The sequence below is a fragment of the Amycolatopsis sp. NPDC004747 genome, assembly GCF_053601335.1.
In genome coordinates, this window is record NZ_JBSGBQ010000044.1 from 18,649 (window position 1) to 40,566 (window position 21,918).

21 protein-coding genes are annotated in these 21,918 nt (G+C 69.8%); 8 read left to right on the forward strand and 13 right to left on the reverse strand.

Features of this window, described 5'->3' with window-relative positions; genetic code table 11:
- Positions 1-24: 24 nt before the first annotated feature.
- The 9 genes from groL to ACWEGE_RS42115 form a co-directional block, all read right to left on the reverse strand.
- Entirely contained in the window at positions 25-1,716 is a 1,692-nt protein-coding gene (gene groL / locus ACWEGE_RS42075; RefSeq protein ID WP_449666089.1) for a chaperonin GroEL, read from the reverse strand.
- A 10-nt stretch (positions 1,717-1,726) separates the two neighbouring features.
- Positions 1,727-2,752, reverse strand: a complete 1,026-nt coding sequence (locus ACWEGE_RS42080; protein ID WP_449666090.1) for an NAD(P)-dependent alcohol dehydrogenase — start codon at positions 2,750-2,752, stop codon at positions 1,727-1,729.
- Positions 2,749-3,438: an iron-sulfur cluster assembly protein gene (locus tag ACWEGE_RS42085; RefSeq protein WP_449666091.1), complete on the reverse strand. Its 690-nt coding sequence runs from the start codon at positions 3,436-3,438 to the stop codon at positions 2,749-2,751. Before ACWEGE_RS42085 ends, ACWEGE_RS42080 begins: the two co-directional genes overlap by 4 nt.
- Positions 3,435-4,472 carry an amidohydrolase family protein gene (locus ACWEGE_RS42090; protein ID WP_449666092.1) on the reverse strand — a complete coding sequence of 346 codons (1,038 nt, stop codon included), beginning with the start codon at positions 4,470-4,472 and terminating at the stop codon, positions 3,435-3,437. Before ACWEGE_RS42090 ends, ACWEGE_RS42085 begins: the two co-directional genes overlap by 4 nt.
- 35 nt (positions 4,473-4,507) lie before the next feature.
- The gene (gene mimD / locus ACWEGE_RS42095) at positions 4,508-4,879 is read right to left on the reverse strand and encodes a propane 2-monooxygenase effector subunit MimD (RefSeq protein WP_449666093.1); all 372 of its coding nucleotides are present in this window, start codon (positions 4,877-4,879) and stop codon (positions 4,508-4,510) included.
- Positions 4,876-6,045 (reverse strand): toluene hydroxylase, encoded by a 1,170-nt coding sequence (locus ACWEGE_RS42100; RefSeq protein WP_449666094.1) that lies wholly within the window; start codon positions 6,043-6,045, stop codon positions 4,876-4,878. Before ACWEGE_RS42100 ends, mimD begins: the two co-directional genes overlap by 4 nt.
- Positions 6,046-6,052: 7 nt before the next feature.
- A complete protein-coding gene (locus ACWEGE_RS42105) occupies positions 6,053-7,081 on the reverse strand; it encodes an FAD-binding oxidoreductase (RefSeq protein WP_449666095.1) in 1,029 nt (342 codons plus the stop codon).
- A 16-nt stretch (positions 7,082-7,097) separates the two neighbouring features.
- The gene (locus ACWEGE_RS42110; protein WP_449666096.1) at positions 7,098-8,747 is read right to left on the reverse strand and encodes a methane monooxygenase; all 1,650 of its coding nucleotides are present in this window, start codon (positions 8,745-8,747) and stop codon (positions 7,098-7,100) included.
- A gap of 80 nt (positions 8,748-8,827) precedes the next feature.
- On the reverse strand, positions 8,828-9,082 hold the full coding sequence (locus ACWEGE_RS42115; RefSeq protein ID WP_449666097.1) for a hypothetical protein: 255 nt from the start codon (positions 9,080-9,082) through the stop codon (positions 8,828-8,830).
- Between the two features lie 136 nt (positions 9,083-9,218).
- On the opposite strand from ACWEGE_RS42115, the gene ACWEGE_RS42120 reads away from it, so the two are divergent.
- Positions 9,219-11,012, forward strand: coding sequence for a sigma-54-dependent Fis family transcriptional regulator (locus tag ACWEGE_RS42120; RefSeq protein WP_449666098.1), 1,794 nt, complete (start codon positions 9,219-9,221; stop codon positions 11,010-11,012).
- 43 nt (positions 11,013-11,055) lie between these two features.
- Here the strand turns inward: ACWEGE_RS42120 and ACWEGE_RS42125 are convergent, their stop codons facing one another.
- Positions 11,056-11,763, reverse strand: coding sequence for a DUF4142 domain-containing protein (locus ACWEGE_RS42125; RefSeq protein WP_449666099.1), 708 nt, complete (start codon positions 11,761-11,763; stop codon positions 11,056-11,058).
- A gap of 222 nt (positions 11,764-11,985) precedes the next feature.
- Here ACWEGE_RS42125 and ACWEGE_RS42130 point away from each other — a divergent pair, with 222 nt between their 5' ends.
- Both ACWEGE_RS42130 and ACWEGE_RS42135 read left to right on the forward strand, forming a co-directional pair.
- Positions 11,986-12,450 carry a MarR family transcriptional regulator gene (locus ACWEGE_RS42130; RefSeq protein WP_449666100.1) on the forward strand — a complete coding sequence of 155 codons (465 nt, stop codon included), beginning with the start codon at positions 11,986-11,988 and terminating at the stop codon, positions 12,448-12,450.
- Between the two features lie 17 nt (positions 12,451-12,467).
- A complete protein-coding gene (locus ACWEGE_RS42135) occupies positions 12,468-12,881 on the forward strand; it encodes a DUF5655 domain-containing protein (protein WP_449666101.1) in 414 nt (137 codons plus the stop codon).
- A gap of 3 nt (positions 12,882-12,884) precedes the next feature.
- Here the strand turns inward: ACWEGE_RS42135 and ACWEGE_RS42140 are convergent, their stop codons facing one another.
- The gene (locus tag ACWEGE_RS42140; protein WP_449666102.1) at positions 12,885-14,141 is read right to left on the reverse strand and encodes a YncE family protein; all 1,257 of its coding nucleotides are present in this window, start codon (positions 14,139-14,141) and stop codon (positions 12,885-12,887) included.
- A gap of 150 nt (positions 14,142-14,291) precedes the next feature.
- Between ACWEGE_RS42140 and ACWEGE_RS42145 the strand changes: the two genes are divergently transcribed.
- Entirely contained in the window at positions 14,292-15,410 is a 1,119-nt protein-coding gene (locus ACWEGE_RS42145) for a helix-turn-helix domain-containing protein (protein ID WP_449666103.1), read from the forward strand.
- A 9-nt stretch (positions 15,411-15,419) separates the two neighbouring features.
- Positions 15,420-15,869, forward strand: coding sequence for an HIT family protein (locus ACWEGE_RS42150; protein ID WP_449666104.1), 450 nt, complete (start codon positions 15,420-15,422; stop codon positions 15,867-15,869).
- On the opposite strand, the gene ACWEGE_RS42155 is transcribed toward ACWEGE_RS42150, so the two are convergent.
- Complete coding sequence (locus tag ACWEGE_RS42155) at positions 15,866-16,075, reverse strand: DUF2945 domain-containing protein (RefSeq protein WP_449666105.1); 210 nt, start codon at positions 16,073-16,075, stop codon at positions 15,866-15,868. The genes ACWEGE_RS42150 and ACWEGE_RS42155 overlap by 4 nt on opposite strands.
- A 72-nt stretch (positions 16,076-16,147) precedes the next feature.
- Between ACWEGE_RS42155 and ACWEGE_RS42160 the strand changes: the two genes are divergently transcribed.
- The 3 genes from ACWEGE_RS42160 to ACWEGE_RS42170 all read left to right on the forward strand — a co-directional run bounded on the left by ACWEGE_RS42160 (position 16,148) and on the right by ACWEGE_RS42170 (position 20,719).
- On the forward strand, positions 16,148-16,903 hold the full coding sequence (locus tag ACWEGE_RS42160) for a class I SAM-dependent methyltransferase (RefSeq protein ID WP_449666106.1): 756 nt from the start codon (positions 16,148-16,150) through the stop codon (positions 16,901-16,903).
- 9 nt (positions 16,904-16,912) lie between these two features.
- Positions 16,913-17,233 (forward strand): DUF3140 domain-containing protein, encoded by a 321-nt coding sequence (locus ACWEGE_RS42165; RefSeq protein WP_449666107.1) that lies wholly within the window; start codon positions 16,913-16,915, stop codon positions 17,231-17,233.
- A 69-nt stretch (positions 17,234-17,302) separates the two neighbouring features.
- Positions 17,303-20,719 carry a hypothetical protein gene (locus ACWEGE_RS42170; RefSeq protein WP_449666108.1) on the forward strand — a complete coding sequence of 1,139 codons (3,417 nt, stop codon included), beginning with the start codon at positions 17,303-17,305 and terminating at the stop codon, positions 20,717-20,719.
- Here the strand turns inward: ACWEGE_RS42170 and ACWEGE_RS42175 are convergent.
- A complete protein-coding gene (locus tag ACWEGE_RS42175; protein WP_449666109.1) occupies positions 20,692-21,903 on the reverse strand; it encodes an FAD-dependent monooxygenase in 1,212 nt (403 codons plus the stop codon). The two genes, ACWEGE_RS42170 and ACWEGE_RS42175, sit on opposite strands and share 28 nt — an antisense overlap.
- Positions 21,904-21,918: the final 15 nt, after the last annotated feature.

The window sequence follows — 21,918 nt, forward strand, 5'->3', positions numbered from 1 at the left end:
CGCGGGCTGACGGACGTGGAGCTTTCAGCCGACGGAGGGGCCCATCCCGAGGGACTGCGGCGTGCTGGCGTCGGGCGAGGGCTGGTGCAGGCCCTCGTCCAGCGGGCCGAACTCGGTCATCAGGGCCGGGCTGCCGCCCCACGGGGTCTGCTCCTCGGCGATCAGCGAGTTCGTCGTGAGCAGCAGGCCCGCCACCGAAGCACCGTTCTGGACGGCGGACCGGCACACCCGCAGCGGGTCGACCACGCCGAGCGCGATCATGTCCCCGTAGCGGTCGTGCAGGGCGTCGAAGCCCTCGTCGTCGCCGAGCTCCCGGGTGCGCGCGACGATCTCGTGGGCCGGGTGGCCCGCGTTGTGCGCGATCAGGAACGCCGGTTCGGCCAGTGCCCGCCGGACGATCTCGACACCGATCGCCTGGTCGCCTTCCAGACCGAGCCCTTCCAGGGCTTTCTCGGCGTGCAGGAGCGCCGCTCCCCCGCCGGCCACGATGCCCTCGGCCATCGCCGCCCGGGTCGCCGACAGCGCGTCCTCGACCCGGTGCTGCAGTTCCTTCAGCTCGGCCGGGGTGGCCGCGCCGACGCGGACGACCGCGACCTTGCCGGTCAGGGCGCCGATCCGCTCGGTCAGCACGTCCTCGTCGACGCCGAACTGCGCCCGCTCCAGCTCCGCGCGCAGCTGGCCGACCCGGAAGTCCACGGCTTCCGAAGCACCCGCGCCGCCGACGATCGTGGTGCGGTTCTCGGTGACCCGGACCTGCTTGGCCCGGCCGAGGTGCTCCAGCGTCATCGTCTCCATGGTGAAGCCGGACTGCCGCGAGAGCACCGCGCCGCCGACGATGGCCGCGAGGTCCTCGAGCTTGTGCAGCCGCCGGTCGCCGAAGCCCGGCGCCCGGACCGCGACCGACTGGAACGTGCCGTTCATGTGGTTGTGCACCAGCATGGACAGCGCCGTGCCCTCGACCGTCTCGCCGATCACGACCAAGGGCCGGGGTGCCCGCATCACCTTGTCCAGCAACGGCATCAGCTGCTGCACCTTGGTGATCTTCTCCGCGCACATCAGGATGTACGGGTCGTCGAGCACCGCCTCCAGCCGGCCCGGGTCGGTGACCAGGTACGGCGAGAGGTAGCCGTTGTCGAACTCGAACCCTTCGACGAACTCGACACCCATCCCGATCGACGGTGACTCCTCGACCGTCACCACCCCGCCGTCGCCGACGGTGTGCAGGGCCTTGGCGATGACCGCCCCGACGGCGTCGTCGTCGTTCGCCGAGATCGCCGCCACCCGCGCGTAGTCCTGTTCGGACACGACCGGGTGCGCCTGCTTCTCCAGGTGCGCCACCAGCAGCCCGACGGCGTGGTCGATACCGCGTTTGACCAGCACCGGGTTGCCGCCGCCCGCGATCGCCCGCATGCCCTCGCGGACGATCGCCTGGGCGAGCACGGTGGCCGTGGTAGTGCCGTCGCCGACGACGTCGTTGGTCTTGATCGCCGCTTCCTTGACCAGCTGGGCACCCATGTTCTCGAACTGGTTCTTCAGGTGGATCTCGCGCGCGATGGTGACGCCGTCGTTGGTGACCACCGGCGAGCCGGTGATCTTCTCGATGATCACGTTGCGGCCCTTGGGGCCCAACGTCGACTTGACCGCCTCGGCCAGCTTGTCCACGCCCGCCAGCAGCAGGTCGCGGGCGTCCGGGCCGAACCGCAGTTCCTTCGCCATCTGCCTGCTCCTAGGGGGTGAGGATCGCGCGGCCGCGCACGCGCCCGGCGTCGAGGTCGGCCAGTGCGTCGAGCGCCGCGTCCAGCGGGTACTTCTTCGTGTGGAGGGTGACCTTCCCGGCCTGCGCCAGCACCATCAGCTCGGCGAGGTCGTTGTAGGTGCCCACCAGGTTGCCGATGATGTTGCGTTCGGTGGAGATGATGTCGATCGTCGGGATCTCGATGTTGCTGCCGTAGCCGATGACGAAGTGCGACCCGGCGCGCCGGGTCATCGCGAAGGCGTCCTGCTGGGCGCCCTGCTCGGCGACGAAGTCGAGCACGACCTCGGCGCCGTTGCCGTCGGTCAGGTCCAGCACCGCCTCGACCTGCTTCCCGTCGGCCAATACCGTGGAATCCGCACCCAAGGTCGACGCCAGTTCGAGGGCGTCGGCGTTGCGGTCGACGACGATCACCCGGGCGGCCGTCAGCGCGCGCAGCGACTGGATGCCGATGTGCCCGAGACCGCCGGCGCCGTTGACGACGCAGGTGGTGCCCGGGTACAGCTGCGGGACGGCCTTGCGCACCGCGTGGTAGGCGGTGATCCCCGCGTCCGCCAAGGCGGCCACATCGGACGGCTCGGTCGACGGGTCGAGCTTGATGCACGCCCGCGCCGACGTCAGCAGGTACTCGGCCATCCCGCCGTCGCTGCTGATGCCGGGGAAGCTCCCGTTCGGGCAGTGCATGTCGTCGCCCGCCCGGCAGGCGTGGCAGAGCCCGCAGGTCGGCGTCGGGTGCAGGATGACCGTGTCGCCGACCTCGACGTTCGTCACCGCCGGGCCGACCTCGTGCACCCAGCCCGCGTTCTCGTGGCCGATCGTGTACGGCAGCTCGACACCGGACTTCTCGGCCCACTGCTCCTCGATGATGTGCAGGTCGGTGCGGCACACGCCGGCGCCGCCGATCTTGACCACGACGTCGAAGGGTCCGGTCGCGCGCGGCTCCGGGACGTCTTCGATCACCGGGTGCTGGTGGTACTTCTGCAGCCGCACGGCCTTCATCCCGTGCCCTCCTCTTCGCTGGTCAGGGCGTACCGCGCGCGCAGCATGCCGCGGCAGACACCCGAATTGGCCTCCATGCTCGTGCGGGTCAGCCGGGCGAAGGCGAGGTACCGCTTCGCGTCGGCCGGGGTCGTCCCGGTAGCCGGGTCGAGCAGCAGCGGGTCGCCGTCATCGGCGGGCAGGCCGAGCTCGCGGCGGCGGGCCCGGAGCCGGTCCAGATCCGGGCTCGGCGGGACGTCGCCGAGGGTCAGCGAACGCGGGTCCCGGCCCAGGGACCGGCAGACGCGGTCGGTGCCGGCCAGCACGGCCTTGCGGACGAAGTCGTACCGCAGCGTGTCGAGCTCGTCGGCGGCCTCGCCCTCGAACGACGCCACGAACCCCCGCCGGGCCGCCACCCCGCGGTTGATGACGTCGGACGCGAAGTGGTCGTCGAGCCGGATGTCGAGCCCGGTCAGGCCCGGCACGCCGGCCACGGCGTCGTAGGCGTCCGCCACCATCAGGAACGCGAAGTTCGGCGCGCAGAAGTACGTCGGCAGCCGCAGCCGGACGACGGCGCGGCCCGCGGCGCTCACCTCGCAGCGGGCGACGAACCCGAGGTCGGTGAGGGGTTCGTCCAGTTCGGGATCCCGGACGGTGCCCAGCGCCGCCCACACGGCGGCGCGGGCCTCGGTCACCACGGTGGTCATGAGTTCGGCACGCCGACGGGCTCGACGTTCTTCGGGTCCGCGAGCCGCAGCTCGGCGGGCACGTCGATGTCGTAGAGGCGGGCGGCGTTCAGCCCGAGGATCTTCTTCTTCTGGTCGACGGTCAGCGGCGGGAAGTCCGACAGCTCGTCGTCAGACGGCATGTTCCAGTCGACGAAGCCCTCGACCTGCCACTTCGGTTCCCAGATCGCGTAGTCCGCGCCGAAGATCAGCTTGTCCTCGCCGAGCCAGAACATCAGCTCGCCCATCACCTTCGCGAAGAACTTCGGCCGGGCGTGCATCAGGCCGCCGACCACGACGGCCAGCCCCGCGTAGACGTTCCGCTCCTGGGTGGCCATGAAGCAGAAGTCCTCGATGCGTGGCAGGCCGACGTGCTCGACGATGAAGTTCAGGCCCTGGAAGTTCGTCGCCGCGTAGTCCACATCGGACACGTCGAAGGCGTCCTTGTCGAGGGGCCAGATCGTCGGTCCCTTGTGGATGTGGATGTTCTTGACGCCCAGCTCCTCGCACTTCTCCAGGTAGCGCGCGGCTTCCGGGTCCTTGAGGCTCCAGCCCCGGGAGTCCCCGCGCCACTCGGCCGTGTACAGCTTGACGCCCTTGCAGCCGTACCGCTTGACGCGCTCTTCCAGGGCCTTCAGGCCTTCGTCGCCCTCACGCGGGTCGAAGGTCGTGTTGACGAGGAACCTGCCGGGGTGCTTCTCGGCCAGCGCCGCGTCCGCTTCGGTCGTGTTGAACCCGTTCTTGTACCACTGCCGCAGGTTGGTCGGCTGGAAGATGGCCGTGTCGACGTGCCCGGCCTCGAACAGGTCGTGCATCATCAGTTCCTCGGAGTACTTCTGGAACCGGTCGAGCGGCCAGTGCGTCTCCTTCGGGCCGAGCCCCTGGTAGGCGTGGAAGCACTCGATCCAGCCCTTGGCGTATTCCTCCTGCCCCTCGACCCAGTTCTCCGGGCTGGCGTCCCAGAAGTGGGTGTGGGCGTCCACCACGAAGTATTTCTCGCCGTCTTTTTCGTACATGGTTGATCCTCCTGAGCCGGATCGAGTGCCTTCGCTTAACTGATGGGCTTGAGATCGAAGTCGAGGTACTCGGCCGCGTCCTCGGGGTTGGCGAACATGATCGTGCGGTCGTCTTCGTGGATCATCCGCCCGTAGTGGGTGGACATGCTCTCCTCGAACTCGGCCGCGTTGAACCAGCCCTCCTCTTCGCCGGCGGCCTCGTCGACCTCGGCGTAGACGACGTCCATGCGGCCGACGGCGTCGACCCGGATCATCGAGGGCAGCGGCGTGATGGTGACGTTGTCCTTCGTCACCATCACCTCCGCGATGATCGCGCCAACCTGGTTGTTCATCAGGGTGAAACCGCACATGTTCGACGCGGTGCTGTCCGCCTTGAACGGGCTTTCCGCCGTCTTGAAGATGGTCACTGGCCCAGCTCCTCCGGTGCTTTGAGGCCCAATTCGGACAGGATTCCGGCGAACCGGCTCTTCACGCGGTCGAGGCCGTCCTCGAACCGGATCGGCTTGGCGTCGGGCTGCGACCACAGCGGCTGCAGCGCGCGGGCGGCGGCGATGCACCGCGGCACCCAGTCCTCGAGCCACTTCTGCAGCAGCGCCTTGTTGTGGTCGGCGAACTCCTTGTCGTTGATCAGCAGGTGGTACAGCGGTTTCGTGTAGCGGAGGTCGCGTTCGGAGAAGTCGAACTCCTCGGCGCCGATCAGCGTCGGGGTGACGAAGTCGCCGTTCGCGGGTGCGGCCTGCTGCACGAGGTTGCTGCGGAACAGCTCGCCGACGAGGGGCTCGAAGACGACGTTGGCGGCGAAGACCGCCTCACCCCAGTCCCAGATCCCGGTCAGCTGCTCGGCGGTCTCCCGCACGCCCTGCCAGGCCGGGTCTTCGTTCCAGGTGGCCAGGTGGGCCGTGCCGTCGAAGCCCTCGATCTCCTCGGTGAGCGTCAGGTTGTAGAGCGCCAGGTCCTGCGCCGCGCGGATGCGGTGCATGCTGTTCACCGAGATCGCGTTGTTGTGCATGTTCGTCGGCGCGCGGCGGTTGGCGTTGGCGAACAGGTACAACCCCAGGCCGTGGTCGACGTGCATCCACGCGCCGACGTGCTTGGCGACGAAGTCGACCCAGTTGCGGTTCCACTGGTCGAACGCCTTGGCCTGGCGGGCGGCGTCGATGTTCTGGTTGAGCTGGCGGACGACGTTCGCGTTGTAGCGGTAGAGGGTGAGTTCCCACTCCTCGTTGGGGTCGCGGAACTCGTGCCAGCCGTGGGCCGGCCAGTCGTAGCCCCGGCCGCCGGAGCCCGGGCCGCGTTCGGGCAGCGGCCGGTCGGAACCCCACGCCTTCAGCGCGGTCCACTCCAGCGGGTAGCCGCCCTGGCCGTCGGCGAAGGCGTAGAGCCAGCCCTGGGCCAGGTAGTGGCGCGGGTCGGGCTGGACCTCGACGGTGACGTCCTCGTAGTGGCTCTGCTTGCGCTTGGCCGGGGTGAAGTAGTTGTACTGGCGGGCCGTGGAGTCCGGGAAGACCTTCGCGCCCGCCTCGGCGTCGGTGAACGCCGGCTTCGGCACGCTGCGTTCGGAGGTGGCTGTCATGGGTTTCCTACCCTTCGCCCGTGGTGGTGAACTTGTCGTAGAAGACGCGTTTGTCCGCGACGCCGAGCGCGGGCAGCAGCTCGAGCGCGGCCTCCACCATCGGTGGCGGCCCGCAGACGTAGGCGTCCGCGCCGGTGAGGTCGACGCCGGCCCGGCGCAGGACGTCGGTGACGAAGCCGGTCTCGCCGGTCCAGTCGTCGTCACCCGGCTCGGACAGCGCGGGCACGTACCGGAGGCCGGGCAGTTTCGCTTCCAGCTCCCGCAGTTCCGCCTCGAAGCAGAGGTCACGGCGACGGCGGGCGCCGTAGAAGAAGGTCGCCTTCCGGTCGATCCCGCGCTCGGCCATCGACCGCAGCAGCGACAGGATCGGCGCCATCCCGGCCCCGCCGCCGACGAAGACGAGGTCCGCGCCCGGGTTGTCCCGCAAGGTGAACACCCCGAACGGGCCGGTCACCCGGAGCCGGTCGCCGACCGCGACTTGCGCGGCCAGGAACCGGGAGAACAACCCGTCGGGGTAGATCTTGATGACGAACTCCAGGAACCCGTCGCGGGCCGAGGTGTTGGCCATCGAGAACGACCTCGTCTCCTCGGTGCCCGGGACGGCGAAGTCCAAGTACTGGCCGGGGAAGAACTTCAGGTCCCCGTCCAGCCGGACGACCAGGTGGCGCAGGTCGTGCGTGACGGGTTCGTTCGCGACGACCTCGACCGTCGCCTCCTGGATCGGCAGGCCGGACTGGATCATCTCCTCGTCGTAGTTGAGCAGCTCGATCGTCAGGTCTTCGTAGGCGTGGGCCCGGCACAGCAGCGTGAAGCCTTCCTCCTTTTCGTAGTCGGGGAGCGCGAAGGTCGAGTACCGGTCGTGTTCGACGTCGTCGCCGTCGAGGAGGAACGACTTGCAGGCCGCGCACTGCCCTTCCTTGCAGCCGTGCATGAGCATGACGCCCTGCTCCGCGGCGGCGCGCAGGATCGTCTGCTCCTCGTTGACGTCGATCTCGATCCCGACCGGCTCGAACCGGACGCGGTGCTTCTCTCCCATGCCGGACCCCGCCCCGTCAGGCCTGCGGCGCCGGGCGCCCGGCCGGGCCCTGGCGGTTGTAGTCGGCGACGAACGCGGCGCGCTCGGCGTCGGTCATCTGGTTGAGCAGCACGTTCGGCGACTGCACCTCGGGCATCCGGCGCAGGTGGTCGAGCGTCCACATCTTCTTCGGGTCGAGGTCCAGGTGCGGCTGGGCGACCATGGTCTTGCCGTCGTCGCGGACGAAGCCCATGTCGGAGACGACGTCGGCCCAGTTCCAGCCGTGGTAGAGCGTCTCCCACTCGCGGGCACCGACCAGCTTGCCCATGTTGGGCGTGTTGCGGCCCTGGTAGGTGGGCCGGAACGCCTCGGCGTCGGTCCAGCGGCAGGTCTCCGAGCAGTACGTCCGGTGCTGGCCGTCGACCTGGTCGACCACCATGTCCTCGCGGATCAGGCAGGGCACCATGCAGGTCCAGCAGCGGTGCGGGTACACGTAGCCGACGTCCTCGGCGACGATCGGGTGGTGCCCGTTCGGCGTCGCGAGGCGGTTGTAGTTCTCCCACCACTTGCCGTACTTGTCGTACCAGCCCGGGTACTTGTACTCGAACCACTCGAAGTCCTCGTCGGTCATCGGGTCGATCCGCCAGTAGTTGGCGAGCCACCCGGTGGCGAAGAACTGCGCGACTTCGTGGACGTACCCCTTGTTCCAGATCCGGTTCCACGCCTCCTCGATGAGGTCGTGCGGGATGACGAGCCCGTACTTCTCCAGCGGGACCAGGTAGGAGCGGTAGTAGTCGTCGTAGATCCAGCGGCGCCACATCTCCGCGTAGCTTTCGCGGTCCTTGCGGCGGTCCTTGGTGCCGTATTCGATGAACGTGCCGATCGCGGCGTCGACGACGGCGTGGTTGTTCCACCACGCGTACCGCAGGTCGCGTTCGAGCAGCTGGTGGTTGCTTTCGTCGGACAGCGCCATCAGCAGCGTCGCGTAGCCGTTGCTGATGTGCCGGGATTCGTCGGACTGCACCGAGTGGAACACCGTGGGCAGCAGGTAGTCGCCGTTCGCGGCGGCCTCGGCGGGCATGGCGACGAACAGCGTGTTCGTGAACGCCGTTTCCGCGACGATCGTGAGGTAGATGCTCGCCGCGGTGATGGCGTCCCCGGTGATGAACCCTTCGGCGAACTGGCGGCCGATGGTGCCGCAGTAGTCGTTCTGGAAGTTGCGCAGGCTCGAGTTGAAACCCGCCGGGTCGATGTAGTTCTGCATGTACAGGCGCTTGAGGTTCTGCTGGATCGTCGAGTGCCGGACCTCGTCGATCATCTGGATCGCCTGGCCGTTGTGCAGTTCCGGGTTCGGGACCGTGCGGAACAGCAGCGGCATCGCCCGCGCGGCCGAGATCTCCGGCAGCGGGATGATCGACAGGAACAGCTTCTGCCACTCCAGCCAGCGTTCCTGCACCTGGCGGAACATGTTGCCGCGGATCGCGCCGTCCTCGGCGCCGTAGACCCGGTGGTCCTTTTCCTCCTGCATCGGGAAGTACGAGCGGAGGACCTGCTTCAGCGGGTCCTTCTTCTTGGCCTTCCGGAAGGTGTAGTCGGTGCCGTAGTGCGAGACCGGGGTGTGGTACGCCGGTTCCCACGAAAGTTCCTGGATCTTCTGGTGGGCTTTCGCCACACTTTGGCGACTCATGGATCACTCCTTGTCCGTGGTTCGCCGCCCGGGGCGTCCTGCGGTCCCCATTAGGAGGGCACCCGTGGGAGACGCGGGTCTCAATCTGAGACAGAGCCGCTGCTGGAGGGCGTGCCGAGCAGCCGCGCCCGCAGGCCGGCCAGCTCGTCGTGGATCCCCGCCTGCACGCGCGCGTCCCCCTCGACGGTGGGGACGATCCCGAACGCGCGCAGCAGCGCGGCGGCGGGCTCGCCGGGGTGGCCCGCCACCCCGAGCTCGGGGTGCAGGCCCTGCTCGGCCAGGTGCGTGAAGACCAGGTTGACGATCGTCCAGGGGTTGTACGTCTCGGCGGCCATGGGTCCATCGCACCGCCGCGGCGGCGCCGGGAGCGTCTCAATTTGAGACACCGGAACCGGCGGGACGGATCTACCCTGGACCGGCGGCACAACGGGTGTGCCCGCACCCACGTGGGCCGCGGGAACTGGAGGTCACGTGGACGAGAACGCGCCCGGAACCGTGCTCGCCGACCACGAGCTCGCCCGCACCCGGGTGCGGTTCCTGACCGCCGAAGCGGTCCCCGAGGGCGTCGTCCGGCCGACGATCCTGGCCTCGTGGCGGCGGTCGCGGGAGTTCCAGGTCGAGGCCGACCGGATCGACCCGCTCTACCTCGGCGACCAGAACCTCGACATCCCGCTCATGCGCGGCGCCGAGCCGGTGCTCCACAAGCTGGGCGAGCAGTTCGACGGCCAGCCGATCAGCCTCATCCTCACCGACCCCAGCGGCGTCGTGCTCACCCAGCGGACCGGCGACGCCGACCTGGCCCGGCACCTGGAGCGCGTCGAACTGGTGCCCGGGTTCAGCTACGGCGAGCAGTCGGTCGGCACGAACGGCATCGGCACCGCGCTGGAGGACGGCCGCCCGACGACGGTGTTCGGCCACGAGCACTACGCCGAGCACCTGGAGAACCTGGCCTGCGCGGGTGTGCCGATCCACCACCCGATCTCGGGCAAGAAGGTCGGCGCGGTCGACCTCACGTGCTGGTACAAGGACGCCGGCGGCCTGCTCGTCGCGCTGGCCCGCTCGACGGCCGAGCAGATCCGCCAGGCGCTGCTGCGGCACAGCGACCTGCGGGAGATGATGCTCTTCCAGGCCTACCTGCAGACCTGCCGCCGGTGGACGGGCATCGTGCTGGCGTTCAACGAAGACATCGTGATGATGAACGACCGGGCCCGGCAGCTGCTCGACCCGGCCGACCAGTCGGTACTGCTCGGCCACGCCACCGAAGCACTCGCGGAGGGCCGCCGGACCCCGGCGACGCTGTCGCTGTCCAGCGGGCTGCGCGTCCGCGTGCTGTGCCGCCGCGTCGCGGGCCGTCGCGAGTCGGAGACGGCGGGCGGTGTGCTGTCGGTGAAGCTGATCGAGGCCGAGGAGACCCTCGCCGTGTCGACCCCGATGCTGCCGATGTACCTGCCGGGTGTCGTCGGGTCGGCGCCGCTGTGGCTGCGCTGCGGGCACGAACTCGACACCGGCCACCAGCGCGGCGAGTGGGTCGCCCTGGAGGGCGAGCCGGGCACCGGCAAGCTGACCCTGGCGAAGGGCCTGCACCAGCGCCACCACCCGGCGGCGCGGCTGCTCACCGTCGACGTCACGCCCGGCACGGACTGGGCCGCGCTGCTGCGCGAGCACGCCGAAGCCCCGATCCGCACGCTGGTGGTCCGGCACGCCGACCGGCTGACGGCCCCGGCGGCCACCGCGCTGGCGGCGGTCCTGCGGACCCTGCGCGAGGACGTGAGCCCGCCGTGGGTCGTCGTCACCCTCGTGCCGGAGGCCGAAACCGAACCCGCGCTGGCCGAGCTGCTGAAGTCCTTCCCCCGGACCGTGCGGGTGCCGCCGCTGCGCCACCACGTCGAAGACCTCGCGGACCTCGTCCCGCTGGTGCTGAGCAAGCTCGGCTACGGCGGACGGCTGACCTGCTCGGCCGCGGCCCTGCACCTGCTGATGCGGGCGGAGTGGCCGGGCAACACCGGCCAGCTGCACCAGGTGCTGCGCAAGGTGGCCCAGCGCCGCCGCGCGGGCACCATCCGCCCCGGCGACCTCCCGGCGGAGTTCCACGCGGTGACCCGGCGGCCGCTGAACCGCTTCGAGTCGATCGAGCGGGACGCCATCGTGCGGTGCCTGGAGGACGCGGACGGCAACAAGGTCCGCGCGGCGAAGCTCCTGGGCATCTCCCGGGCGACGATCTACCGCAAGATCCACGAGTACGGCATCGTGCCGCCGGCCCGGTAGCCGCCCGGATCCCCGGCGGGCGGCCACCGTCCTCCCGGGTGCCTCACTTCGCGGGCGGGTTCACCGCCTCGGCGACCTCCTCGATCGTCTTGGCGTCGACCAGCCCGGTGTCCTCGAGGACCGTCATGTGGTCGAGGACGGTCTGGTTCGCCTGCGTCGCGTGCCGCCGGATGACGTCGTTCTGCGTACCGGCGCGGACCTCGGCGATGGTCGCGAAGATCTTGCCGTGCGACGCCCGCAGCACGTTCGCGAACAGCCTGTCGAACTCCGCGCCCCGGGCGTTGGTCAGCTGGCGGACCCAGTCCTGCTGTTCGGCCGTCGCCTTGTCCGGCAGCGGCACGCCGAGCATCTTCGCGTCCTCGCGGACGAGCTGGTCGAGGTGCGAGTGCCCGTCCAGCAGGTGCAGCCCGGCGCGCTTCACCTGTTCACTGCTGGCGTTGGTCTGGGCCAGGTCGCCGGCGGGGATCTCCCAGAGCCCGGCTTGGCGGACCTTGACCAGGAACGTCTTGTCGAGCTCGGTGACGGGGCCGGCCCCCGCCGGGTTGTCCCCGGCCCCGGCCTGGGCGGCCGAGCCCAGCTGCATACCGGGCATGTTGTGCGCCGGGACCTGGGCCTGCGTCGAGCCGGGCGCGGTCTGGGCGTTGGCGTTCAGCACCATCACCGAGCCCACGCCGACCACGGCGAGCGTGGCCACGACGACCAGCGCGGTCCGGGCCTTGGCGCGGCCCGTCATGCCACGGTGATCCGGCATGGTTCCTCCTTTTGACGACAGTTCGGGTACGCGGTACACGGACGCCGTCGCGCGGAGGTTCAGCGAAATCCGAAGAATTTTCCTTGTGCGCCAACGGATTCAGCTTCGAAACAGGTCGATGGCACGCGAAAAAGAAGAATGGCCGATCCGGCCGAACGCCGCCGGCCGATGCCGGGGATGTCCATCTTGACCGATGCTCTTGCGATTGGCAAATATTGCGCCATGCAACCCCTCGAAGGCGCCGACGCGGAAGTGGCGGCCCTGGACGGCCTCACCGTGGTCCTGGTCGGGATCGCGTGGGAATGCGCGCACGCGGCCCCGCCGGAGGTGTCGTTCCCGCAGTCGCGGCTGCTGCTGGTCCTCGACCGGCTCGGCCGGGTGCCGAGCTCGCAGCTGGCGGCGGCGATGGGCGTCAACGCGTCCTCGGTGACGCGGCTGGCCGACCGCCTGCAGGCCCTCGGGTACGTGGCCCGCGGCCGCAGCCCCGGCAACCGCAGCGTCGTCACCCTCGAGGTGACGGCGTCCGGGCACGAGATCGTGGCGCGGATGCTCGAGCGGCGGCACGCCGCGCTGGGCGCGCTGCTGGACAAGCTGCCGCCGCCGGAGCGGCAGGCCGCGGCCGAGGCGGCCCGCCGGCTGGTGCACGCGGCCGCCACCGTCCCGGCGCTCGGCCCGGCGGCGCTGTGAGTGCGATCCTGGACGGCATGCCGACCCGGTGGACGTGCCCGCGCTGCGACCGCGAGTTCGCGCGCGCCGGCCAGGGGCACACCTGCGTTCCCGGCTGCACGGTCGAGCAGACGTTCGCCGGCAAGGCCCCGTGGCAGCGCGAGGTCTACGAAGCGGTGATCGAGCACCTGCGCACCCTCGGCGACGTCCACGAAGACGCCGTCAAGGTCGGGGTGTTCCTCAAGCGGGACCGGAAGCTGGCCGAACTGCGCCCGCGGTCCCGGGACGTGCTGGTGTACCTGTGGCTGCCGAGTCCCGTCGAGACGGCCCGCATCGCCCCGGCGAGCTGGGCGAGCGGACCCCGGGTCGGGCACCGGCTGAGCCTGCGTGCGGTGTCCGATGTGGACGACGAAGTCCGCGGCTGGCTCACCGCGGCCTTCGCCGCCTCCTGAGGGTCAGGACCCCGCCGGTCCCGTCCAGCCGTCCGGGACGTGGCCGATGCGGACCCGCTGCGGGTGGTCGCCCACCGGCACCGAGACGAGCTTCTGCCCGGTCGCGAAGTCGATGGCCGTGACCCGGTCGGCGCCGGCCTCGGAAATCACGCACGCCTGGCCGTCACCGCTCACCGTCGCCCAGTACGGCTTCACCGCCGGCACCAGCGTGCTCTGCTGCAGGGACGCGCGGTCGACGACCGTGGCGTAGTCGTCCATCGTGCCGGCGATGCAGAGCTTGGTGCCCGCCGCGTTCATCGACATGCCGTGGTGGCGCGAGTCGTTGACGAAGGTCTTGCGGTCGTCGCTGGTGGCCGGGTTCTTCGGCAGTTCCTTCACCCGGGTGATCTTGTCGGTGGCGACGTCGTACTCGGCGAAGCCGTTGAAGAACGACACCTGGAAGTACAGCTTCGACTCGTCCGGGGTGAACGCGACCGGGCGCACGGCGTCCGAGAGGTCGCTGCGGCCGAAGGCGTCGAGCCGCTGGCGCATGTCGATCACCTTGACCTGGCGGAAGGTCGCGGCGTCGACCACGGTGATGTGCCGGTCCCCCTTGGTGAAGTCCCAGCCCGGGTCGTCGAGGTCGGTGTTGACCTCGCCGATCGACATGTTCCAGAGGTACCGGCCGCCGTCGGTGAACACGTTCTCGTGCGGCTTGTCGCCGGTGGCGAACGAGCCCACCTGCTGCCCGGTGACGATGTCCAGCACGTGCACGGTGTTGGCCGTCGAAGCCGAGACGGCGACGCGGCGGCCGTCCGGCGAGACCGCCATGTGGTCGGAGCGGAAGCCCGACACCGGGAAGCGCCAGTTGATCCGGCCGGTGCTCAGGTTGATCGAGACGACGTCGGCGAAGCTCGGCCGCGACGCCACCACCGAAGAGCCGTCCGGCGTGGTGTACATGTCGTCGACGAACTGGTCGTGCCCTTCGCCGGGCCCGTTGCGGATGCCGAGGAAGAAGGCCAGCTTGACCGGGTTGAGGTAGATCTCCGTCAGGCGCTGGTCCTTGTCCGGGATGATGTTCACCCGCCCGATGCGGGCGAACGAGCCGCGGGACTGGATGACGTCCGCCGTGCCTTCCCAGTTGTTGCCGACGAACATCACCTCCCGCAGGGCCGCCGCGCCGGTCGCCGGCACCGCGGCCCCGGTGACCAGCAGGGCGACGGACGCGGTGAGGCAGGCCAGGGACGAGAGGTACGACCGCTTCCGGCGGGAATTGCGCACGGGGAACACCTTTCGACATTGAAGAGGTGCGGAGAATCGACGTTACTGTCCGGTATTGTCACGATAACCGGCCACCGGAGCCGCTCCGGTAGGGCCGCTCGCCCAACATCGCGGCCACGGCGTTGTGGCCCTGCCACAACGGGAGGTGCCGTGCCGGCCTCACCGCTGCTTCGGCAGGTGCTCGACGCGATGGCCGCCGACGACACGGTGGTCGACGAGCTGGTGAAGGCCGCGCGCAGCCAGTCGCCCGAGGTCGCGCGGCTGCCGGAAGCCGAGAACCGGCGGCACGTCCGCTTCCTGCTCTCGGCCGCGCTGCGCGCCACCACGAACCCCGACACCGCGGACTACACGACCGCCGAGGCGCTGGGCGCCGACCGCGCCGAGCAGGGTGTCCCGCTCGCCGACCTGCTGCGCGGGGTGCAGGCCGGTCGCACGCTCGCCGCCCGCTTCGCCGTCGAACGCGCGCGGGCCGCCGGCCTGGCCGACGACGTCATCCTCGAGACCATCCTCGAGGCCGAGCGCTACACCGGCGCGCTGGAACGGCACATCGTGAAGGGCTACCACGCCGCCGAGCTGCAGCTGTCGCGGACGGTGCGCGACGCGCGGACCCAGCTGCTGCGCACCCTGCTGCTCGCCGGGCACCCGCCCACGCCGGAGGAGCTCCGGCAGGCGGGGCTGCGTCCCGACGGCCGGTACTCGTGTGTGGTGTCCGACGTCAGCGACCCGGCACGGGCGCGCACGCTCGAACAGGCGCTGCTGGAGTTCGGCGGGGTGTACGGGCTGGTCGAGGGCAGGTTGACCGGCTTGGCGGCACGCCCGCCGGCCGGGGTGCCCCTGGCCGAGGGCGTCCTGGTGGTCGTCGCACCGCCGTCCGCGCTGCCCGAGCTGCGGGAGGTGCACCGGCTCTGCACGGCGGCGGCCCGGATCGCCGGCCCGGGCTACCACGACCTGACGTCACTGGCGGGCGAAGTCGCGTTGACGGCCCAGCCGCGGCTGGCGGACCTGCTGACAACGGGCTTGCTCGGCGCGCTCGACCGCGGCAACGCGTTCCACCGCGAGCTGGCCGCGACGGCGCTGGCCTACCTCGACCACGGCCAGCGCCTGCGCCCGACGGCCGAAGCGCTGCACCTGCACCCGAACACCGTCCGCTACCGCCTCGACCGGCTGGCCGAGCTGACCCCGGTCACCTTGGCGGAGAACAGCTCCGGCCGCGTGCTCGACGCCGTGCGGTCGTGGTGGGCACTGCACCACTGGCTCGGCGGCCGATAGGGTCACCGCATGGCCGAGCTCCGCCGCATGCCGGCGACCACGTCGACCGGGGAATGCGTTTTCTGCGCGATCGGCTCGGGAACGGCACCCGCGGCGTTCGTCCACGAGGACGACGAGTTCGTGGCGGTCGCCGACCTTCGCCCGGTGACGACGGGTCACCTCCTGGTCCTCCCCCGTGCGCACTTCGCAGACCTGGCTTCGCTGCCGGCCCCGGCGGGTGCGCGGATGTTCACGATCGCCCAGGAGCTGGCGTCGGCGTTGCGGCGCACGGACCTGCGCTGCGAGGCGATCAACCTGTTCCTGGCCGACGGCGAGGCCGCGGGCCAGGAGATCCCGCACGTCCACCTGCACGTGATCCCCCGGTACCCGGGCGACGGGTTCACGATGAGCGCGGACTGGCGGGTGCGGTCGCGGGAGGAGCTGACGGAGGTCGCGGAGAAGGTCCGCGCGGCGCGTTAGGCCTTGTGGAGCTTGTCCGGGTGGTGGACGGCGGTTTTGCCGGACTTCTCGCTGCGGACGAGGTACTGGGGGTTGTCGGGGGACGCTTTGACGTCCCGCTTGCCGGCGTGGGTGTCCTGGGTGAGCTTTTCCTCGACGGTGCCGACGGAGCTCTGGTTGCCGGCGTCCCACTTGACGCGGTCACCCTTCTTGAATTCCTTGGTCATGACGAGCCGGGTACCCCCGATCGGCTCGCTCACCACCTGATCCGGGCGGCGGGCACCCGATACGGTGACCGCGTGGAGCAGAACGAGCTCGCGTCGTCGTTCGGCGGGGCGGCGGCCGCCTACGCCGAGCACCGCCCGGACTACGCGCCCGCGGCGGTGCGCTGGGCGCTCGAGCCGGCGCCCGGGCCGCGGGTGCTCGACCTCGGCGCCGGAACCGGCAAGCTCACCGCCGCGCTGATGGCCTCCGGCCTCGACGTGACCGCGGTCGAGCCCGACCCGGCGATGCTGGCGCAGCTGCGCCGTACCCTGCCGGGTGCCCGGGCCCGGCCGGGCAGCGCCGAAGCGATCCCGCTGCCGGCCTCGTCCGTCGACGCGGTGCTGGCCGGCAACGCCCTGCACTGGTTCGACATGGCGGTCGCGGGCCCCGAGATCGCCCGGGTCCTGGCGCCGGGCGGCGTGCTGGCCGGGCTGTGGAACGTCGTGGACGACCGGGTCGGCTGGGTGGCCGGGCTGGCGCGCACGGCCGGGAGCGCGGTGATCGGCCCGCGGGACACACCCGGCGGCTGGCGCGCCGCTACAGCCGGCGCGGTGCCGGCTTCCCGGTTCGGGGTGCCGGACCGGGCCGAGTTCCCGCACGGCCAGCGCCGCACCGCCGATTCCCTGGTGGCGGCGCTGGCCACCCGGGCGGGCGTGCTGGTCATGCCGGACCGGGAGCGAGCGGACACCCTCGGCCGGATCAGGGCCTTCCTCGCCGCCGAACCGGAGACCGCGGACGGCGAATTCACCCTTCCGATGCTGACCTGCGTGCTGCGCGGCCGCCGCGGGTAACCGTCCCGGATGGACGACGAAGAAACCCGCCGCGAGTTCGGCAGCAGCGTCAACATGACCGCCAAGCAGCTGGAGGACTGGCTGAAGACCGACGAGTCGAAGGCCGCCGGACAGCACAAGGATGCCGAATCGATCGGGCACCGGTCCGGCAGGCACATCGTCGAGATCCTCCGGAAGAAGAAGGACGAACTCACCGGCAACGACCTCGCGCACATGCGCAAGGTCGTCGGCTACGTGCACCGGCACCTGGCCCAGCGTCCTTCCGGCGACGTCAAGGACACCACCTGGCGGCACTCGCTCATGAACTGGGGCCACGATCCCCTGCATTGACCGATGCTCCATGCGGCTGAACATTCCCACCGGCTGTAACAGGTTCACTTCGGCCGACTACCTACCGTCATGAGCGACTCGTTCGCGGAGCTTGATGCGGCGCTCCGGCAGTTCGACGGCCACGCCGCGCTCGCGGCCTGCGATGCCCTGCGGGCAACCGACGCCGGCGATGACCCGTGCGCCATGGCCGGCCGGGTCCGTGCGCTGTGGCTCCTGCGTCGGTGGGACGAGGCGCGGGCACAGTTGGCCCACCTCGACGAGTGGCGGAATTCGGTCCACGTCGAGCTCGCGCGCGGGATTGTCGCGCTCGGCCAACCGGATGACCCGCTGTTCCCCGCACTCAATTGCGGAGCCGCGTTGCGCAACGTCGACCGAGCACTGGCGGCGTTCCGGGCCGCGTCCGAGCTGGAACCTGCGAACGCGGAAGCGCTGGCCGGTCAGGCGACTGCGCTGCGAATGTCAGGTCAGGTCGATGAGGCTTTGCAGCTGATCGCAGGAGCCGACTCACCACTGCAGAAGTCTTCGGCGGTGCGAGTGGAACGAGCCCTGTGCCTCGCCGAGTGTGACGCCACCGGTACCGCGCTCGGTTCGGCCGAACTGGCCCTCGAACGCGACCCTGGTGATCTTCGAGCAGCCATAGTGCGCATCGAGCTCCTCCGGCTCGACCGGCAGACCGCCGCCGCGGCGAGAGCAGCGGCGGAAGATCTTCGGCTCCGGTTTCCCCGGAATGCCGGAGTACTGGAAATCCTCGGCTGGACACTGGTCGACCAGGCACTCAAGGAAAAGAATCTCGAATTTCACAAAGCAGCAGTCTTCCTCTTCCAGGAATCCCTTCAGATCGAATCCGGGCGGCCTGGCGCGGTGTTGGGAGCAGTGACCGGCCTGCTGGCGCACGGCCGTTTCGCAGCGGCGAGGGAGCTTGCCGAGACGGCGGCTCGACGTGACCCGCTGAGCCCGCAACTCATCTCGTGCCACGCAGACGTGCTGGTTGCCGAGAACGCGCCACCACCGAAGATCATCGAAGCCTACCAGCGAGTGCTCGACGCGGACCCTCGGATGTTCTGGACGCGCCTGCACCTCGCCAGGACGCTGCTGGACGTCAACCGGAGGTCAGAGGCACGCGAAGTCGTCGCTGTGTTCAAACGGTACTATCCCCACCATTCCCAAGCCGCCAGGGCTTCGCTTTGGCTGCAGACACCATGGCGCATGCCAGCGTCGTCCGCGATCGAGAGAAGGATCCAACACCCCTGGGAGGAAGGCCGGGACCACCCCGAACACGTTCTGGAGCACCTGATCGGCGAGGTGGGCCGGAAATGGCAGCTACCCCAGACCGCCGTGGACAGGCTTCGCGACCGGGTCGAACTGAACCGCAACGGGGTGCTCGAGCAGGCATTCAGCTACGAACAAAACTACCTGAACGCCCGCGACAATTATCAAAACGCGGCCAGACGGGGCCCGAAGAGCGCCGCCTGGCGACTGCTCGGCTATCTCTTCAGCGTGGTCAGCGGCGCCGCCGTGGTCCAGGCAATGCCTTGGCTCATCTTGCTGATCGCCCAGACTGCAGGCTTGTCAGGCTATTGGCAATGGACGCTGGCCATCAGCATACCGCTGTTCCTGGTGAGCCTCGCACTCGACGTAGCACTCAGTGCCCACGTCCGAATACTCAGGTTCGAACCCATAGAACTCGTCGCATTCCTCTTTGCCCTATCCCTACCAGCAGCGGCGATCTGGCACAGCGTTCTTCTCTACGGAACGGCGCGGGGAATCCTCATCGGCCTGATCGTATTCGCCGTCGTCGCGTTTCTGTACAAGGCCGGCCAGACACTGGTCGGGCACTTCAAGGTGGAGGAGTCACTGGCGCAGGCCGCCTTCGACAGATGGTTGGAGTACCTCTACGGCACCAGCCTCTTGCCGCTCGCGGCCGAGGTGGGCGGAGAACTCACGTCGCCCTACGCCACCGTTCTGCCCTCGACCAGCAAGATCGTTTCCGAAGCGGTGGTCGACATCGACACCCAGGCGACCAAAGAACTTCGCCAGCTGCTCCGGCAACGCAGCAAGGGCAGCTTCGCCCTCGCCGGACCCCGCGGTGCCGGTAAATCCACCTTGCTCGAACGCTGGTGCGCCGGGCAGTTGCTGCGGGAAACCGGCACCGGCGCGCAGCAAGCGCGCATGGACCTGTCCGTGCGGGTCGATGCCCCCGTCGGATACCAGTCCAAGGACTTCCTCACCCACCTGTTCGGCAGGCTGTGCGACGAGGTCGAGAAGTACGCCGTGGACCACGACCTGGCGATCAACGACCGGGTGACCCGCACCTCGGACGGGTCGGCACGGTCGGTGCTCTCCGTGCTCCTGCGCATGTTCCGGCTGTCTCTCGGAACCCGCGCCGAGCGCGAGCGCCGCCCCAGCCAGGGGATCATGACCGCCTCCGAACTTCTCCATCGAGCCAGGAGCGAGCGGAGCAAGCTCCGCTTCCTGCAGAGCCACACGACCGAAGGTGAACTCTCCCTCGGCGCACCGCCGCTGTCCGGTGGGGCAATCGGATTCAAGCGCAAGACGTCCGTCAAGCGGGACGACATCCCGCTCAACCATCCCCAGCTCGTCGACCGGTTCCGCGCCTTCCTGGGTGTCGCCGCCGAGGTCGTGCGCAACCTGAACGGCAAGGTGCTCGTCGGCATCGACGAACTCGACCGGATCAGCGACGGCGAAGGGGCACAGCAGTTCCTCAACGAACTCAAGGCCGTCTTCAACGTCCCCAACTGCTACTTCCTCGTCTCGGTTTCCGAAGACGCCCTGGCCGACTTCGAACTCTCCGCCATGGGAATGCGAACGGTGTTCGACAGTGCCTTCGACACGATCGTCCGGGTCGACTACCTGACGTTCGACCAGGCGAAACTGCTCCTGAACCGGCGCGTTGCCGACCTTCCGGAACAGTTCGCGGCGCTGGCCTACGTCGTCTCCGGTGGGCTCGCGCGGGAACTGATCCGCCTTAGTGAGGCCATCAGCGACCACAGACCCTCCGAGAAGCTCGAACTGGCCGCGGTCTCGGCCCGGTTGGTGCGCCGTCAGCTCGGCCGCACCGCACGGGCGGCCATGGACCGGCTGAGCCGGTCCCCCGACCGCGGGGCGGGGGCGACACTCATTGCCGTGCTCGATGAGTACCCGGTCGACGAGCTGACCGGCGATCTCCTCCGGAACTTCGCGGCGAAGATCGCCGCCACCGAGACCGACGACGAGCCGCCTGGCTTCGTCGCCGGCATCCGGCTCGACGTGGCGGTGATGGCCGAATATCTGGCCGTTCTGCTGGACGTCTTCGACAACCGGCTCGACGAGCAGGGAATGGCCGTGGGCGTGGTCCGGGGTCCCGGAGGTTTCGAGACGCTGACCCGCGCCCGGCGCTACCTCGGCGCCAATCCCCACGGTGCGAGGGAGCTTGTCATCGCCTTCCGCAAAGCCTGGGATCAGCACGCCATGTCGGCAGCAGGGTAGTCCGGCAGCGCCAAGGCGTTCGCCGCCTCGCGGATGGGGCGGGACATCTGCTCCAGGACGCGGTTGCGGCCCGGCAGGTACGGCATCAGCCTGATCATCCGGGTGTTGAACCACGCGAATGCCCGGGACTGCGGGATGATCCCGCGCAACGCCGTCTTCGCCAAGGCCTGGTTCTTCTCGACGTACGGCCGCATCAAGGCTTCGTACCGCGGCAGCGCCCCCGGGAAGTCCGCGGCCAGCTCGGCCGCCAGGACATACGCGCCCGCCAAGGCCAAGCTCGTTCCCTGGCCCGATGCCGGGGACGGGCAGTAACCCGCGTCGCCGAGGAGCGTCACGCGGCCGGTCGACCAGCGGTCCATGACGACCTGGCACACCGGGTCGAAGTAGAAGTCGCCGGCCGAGCGCATGGCGTCCAGCAGGGCCGGGACTTCCCAGCCGAGGCCCGCGAACCGGGCCGCCACGATGTCCTTCTGCCCGTCGACGTCGCGGCGGTCGTACGGCAGCGCGGGCGCGGTGAACCAGAACGCCGCCTTCGCGTCGGCCGCCCGTGCCGTGCTGTAGACGTTCACCATCCTGCCCGGCGCCGCGGGGTGCAGGAGCTCCCAGCGGTCCAGCTCGAACGTGTTCGGCACCGTCGAGATGGAGACGTACGCGTCGAACCGGCGCAGGTGGTCCTCCTCCGGGCCGAACGCCAGCGCGCGGACGCCGGAGTGCAAGCCGTCGGCGCCGACCACCAGGTCGAACCGGCCGGGTGCACCGTGGGCGAAGGTCACCTCGACGCCGTCGGGACGCTGGTCGAGCCCGGTGATCCAGTCGCCGAAGACGTAGTCCGTGTCCGAGCTGGTGGCGTCGTGGAGGATCTTCGCCAGGTCGCCGCGCAGGATCTCGGTGTCGTCGCCGTGGCGGAAGCCGAACGTGTCCGCGTCGAGGGTGGCGAGCTCCTTGCCGCGCTTGTCCACGAACGCCGCGCCGCGCATGTCGGTGCTCGCCGCGTGCACCCGCTCCAGCAGGCCCATCCGCCGGACGACGTCGACCGCGACCCCGCGGATGTCGACCTTGTAGCCGCCTTCGCGCAAGCTCGCAGCGCGCTCGACGACAGTGGCGCGGAAGCCGTGGTGGTGCAGCCACCAGGCGAGGGCCGGGCCGCCGATGCCGGCGCCGGAGATCAGGATGTGCTTCGTCATGCCCCGAAGGATCGC

Bases quoted from the DNA above. Each gene is read 5' to 3' on its own strand.
- ACWEGE_RS42115 (WP_449666097.1), bottom strand. From the start codon at position 9,082: ATGGCCGCCGAGACGTACAACCCCTGGACGATCGTCAACCTGGTCTTC.
- ACWEGE_RS42085 (WP_449666091.1), bottom strand. From the start codon at position 3,438: ATGACCACCGTGGTGACCGAGGCCCGCGCCGCCGTGTGGGCGGCGCTG.
- ACWEGE_RS42090 (WP_449666092.1), bottom strand. From the start codon at position 4,472: ATGTACGAAAAAGACGGCGAGAAATACTTCGTGGTGGACGCCCACACC.
- ACWEGE_RS42170 (WP_449666108.1), top strand. From the start codon at position 17,303: ATGAGCGACTCGTTCGCGGAGCTTGATGCGGCGCTCCGGCAGTTCGAC.
- ACWEGE_RS42175 (WP_449666109.1), bottom strand. From the start codon at position 21,903: ATGACGAAGCACATCCTGATCTCCGGCGCCGGCATCGGCGGCCCGGCC.
- ACWEGE_RS42135 (WP_449666101.1), top strand. From the start codon at position 12,468: ATGCCGACCCGGTGGACGTGCCCGCGCTGCGACCGCGAGTTCGCGCGC.
- ACWEGE_RS42150 (WP_449666104.1), top strand. From the start codon at position 15,420: ATGGCCGAGCTCCGCCGCATGCCGGCGACCACGTCGACCGGGGAATGC.
- groL (WP_449666089.1), bottom strand. From the start codon at position 1,716: ATGGCGAAGGAACTGCGGTTCGGCCCGGACGCCCGCGACCTGCTGCTG.
- ACWEGE_RS42100 (WP_449666094.1), bottom strand. From the start codon at position 6,045: ATGACAGCCACCTCCGAACGCAGCGTGCCGAAGCCGGCGTTCACCGAC.
- ACWEGE_RS42125 (WP_449666099.1), bottom strand. From the start codon at position 11,763: ATGCCGGATCACCGTGGCATGACGGGCCGCGCCAAGGCCCGGACCGCG.
- ACWEGE_RS42130 (WP_449666100.1), top strand. From the start codon at position 11,986: ATGCAACCCCTCGAAGGCGCCGACGCGGAAGTGGCGGCCCTGGACGGC.
- ACWEGE_RS42110 (WP_449666096.1), bottom strand. From the start codon at position 8,747: ATGAGTCGCCAAAGTGTGGCGAAAGCCCACCAGAAGATCCAGGAACTT.
- ACWEGE_RS42165 (WP_449666107.1), top strand. From the start codon at position 16,913: ATGGACGACGAAGAAACCCGCCGCGAGTTCGGCAGCAGCGTCAACATG.
- ACWEGE_RS42155 (WP_449666105.1), bottom strand. From the start codon at position 16,075: ATGACCAAGGAATTCAAGAAGGGTGACCGCGTCAAGTGGGACGCCGGC.
- ACWEGE_RS42080 (WP_449666090.1), bottom strand. From the start codon at position 2,752: ATGAAGGCCGTGCGGCTGCAGAAGTACCACCAGCACCCGGTGATCGAA.
- ACWEGE_RS42105 (WP_449666095.1), bottom strand. From the start codon at position 7,081: ATGGGAGAGAAGCACCGCGTCCGGTTCGAGCCGGTCGGGATCGAGATC.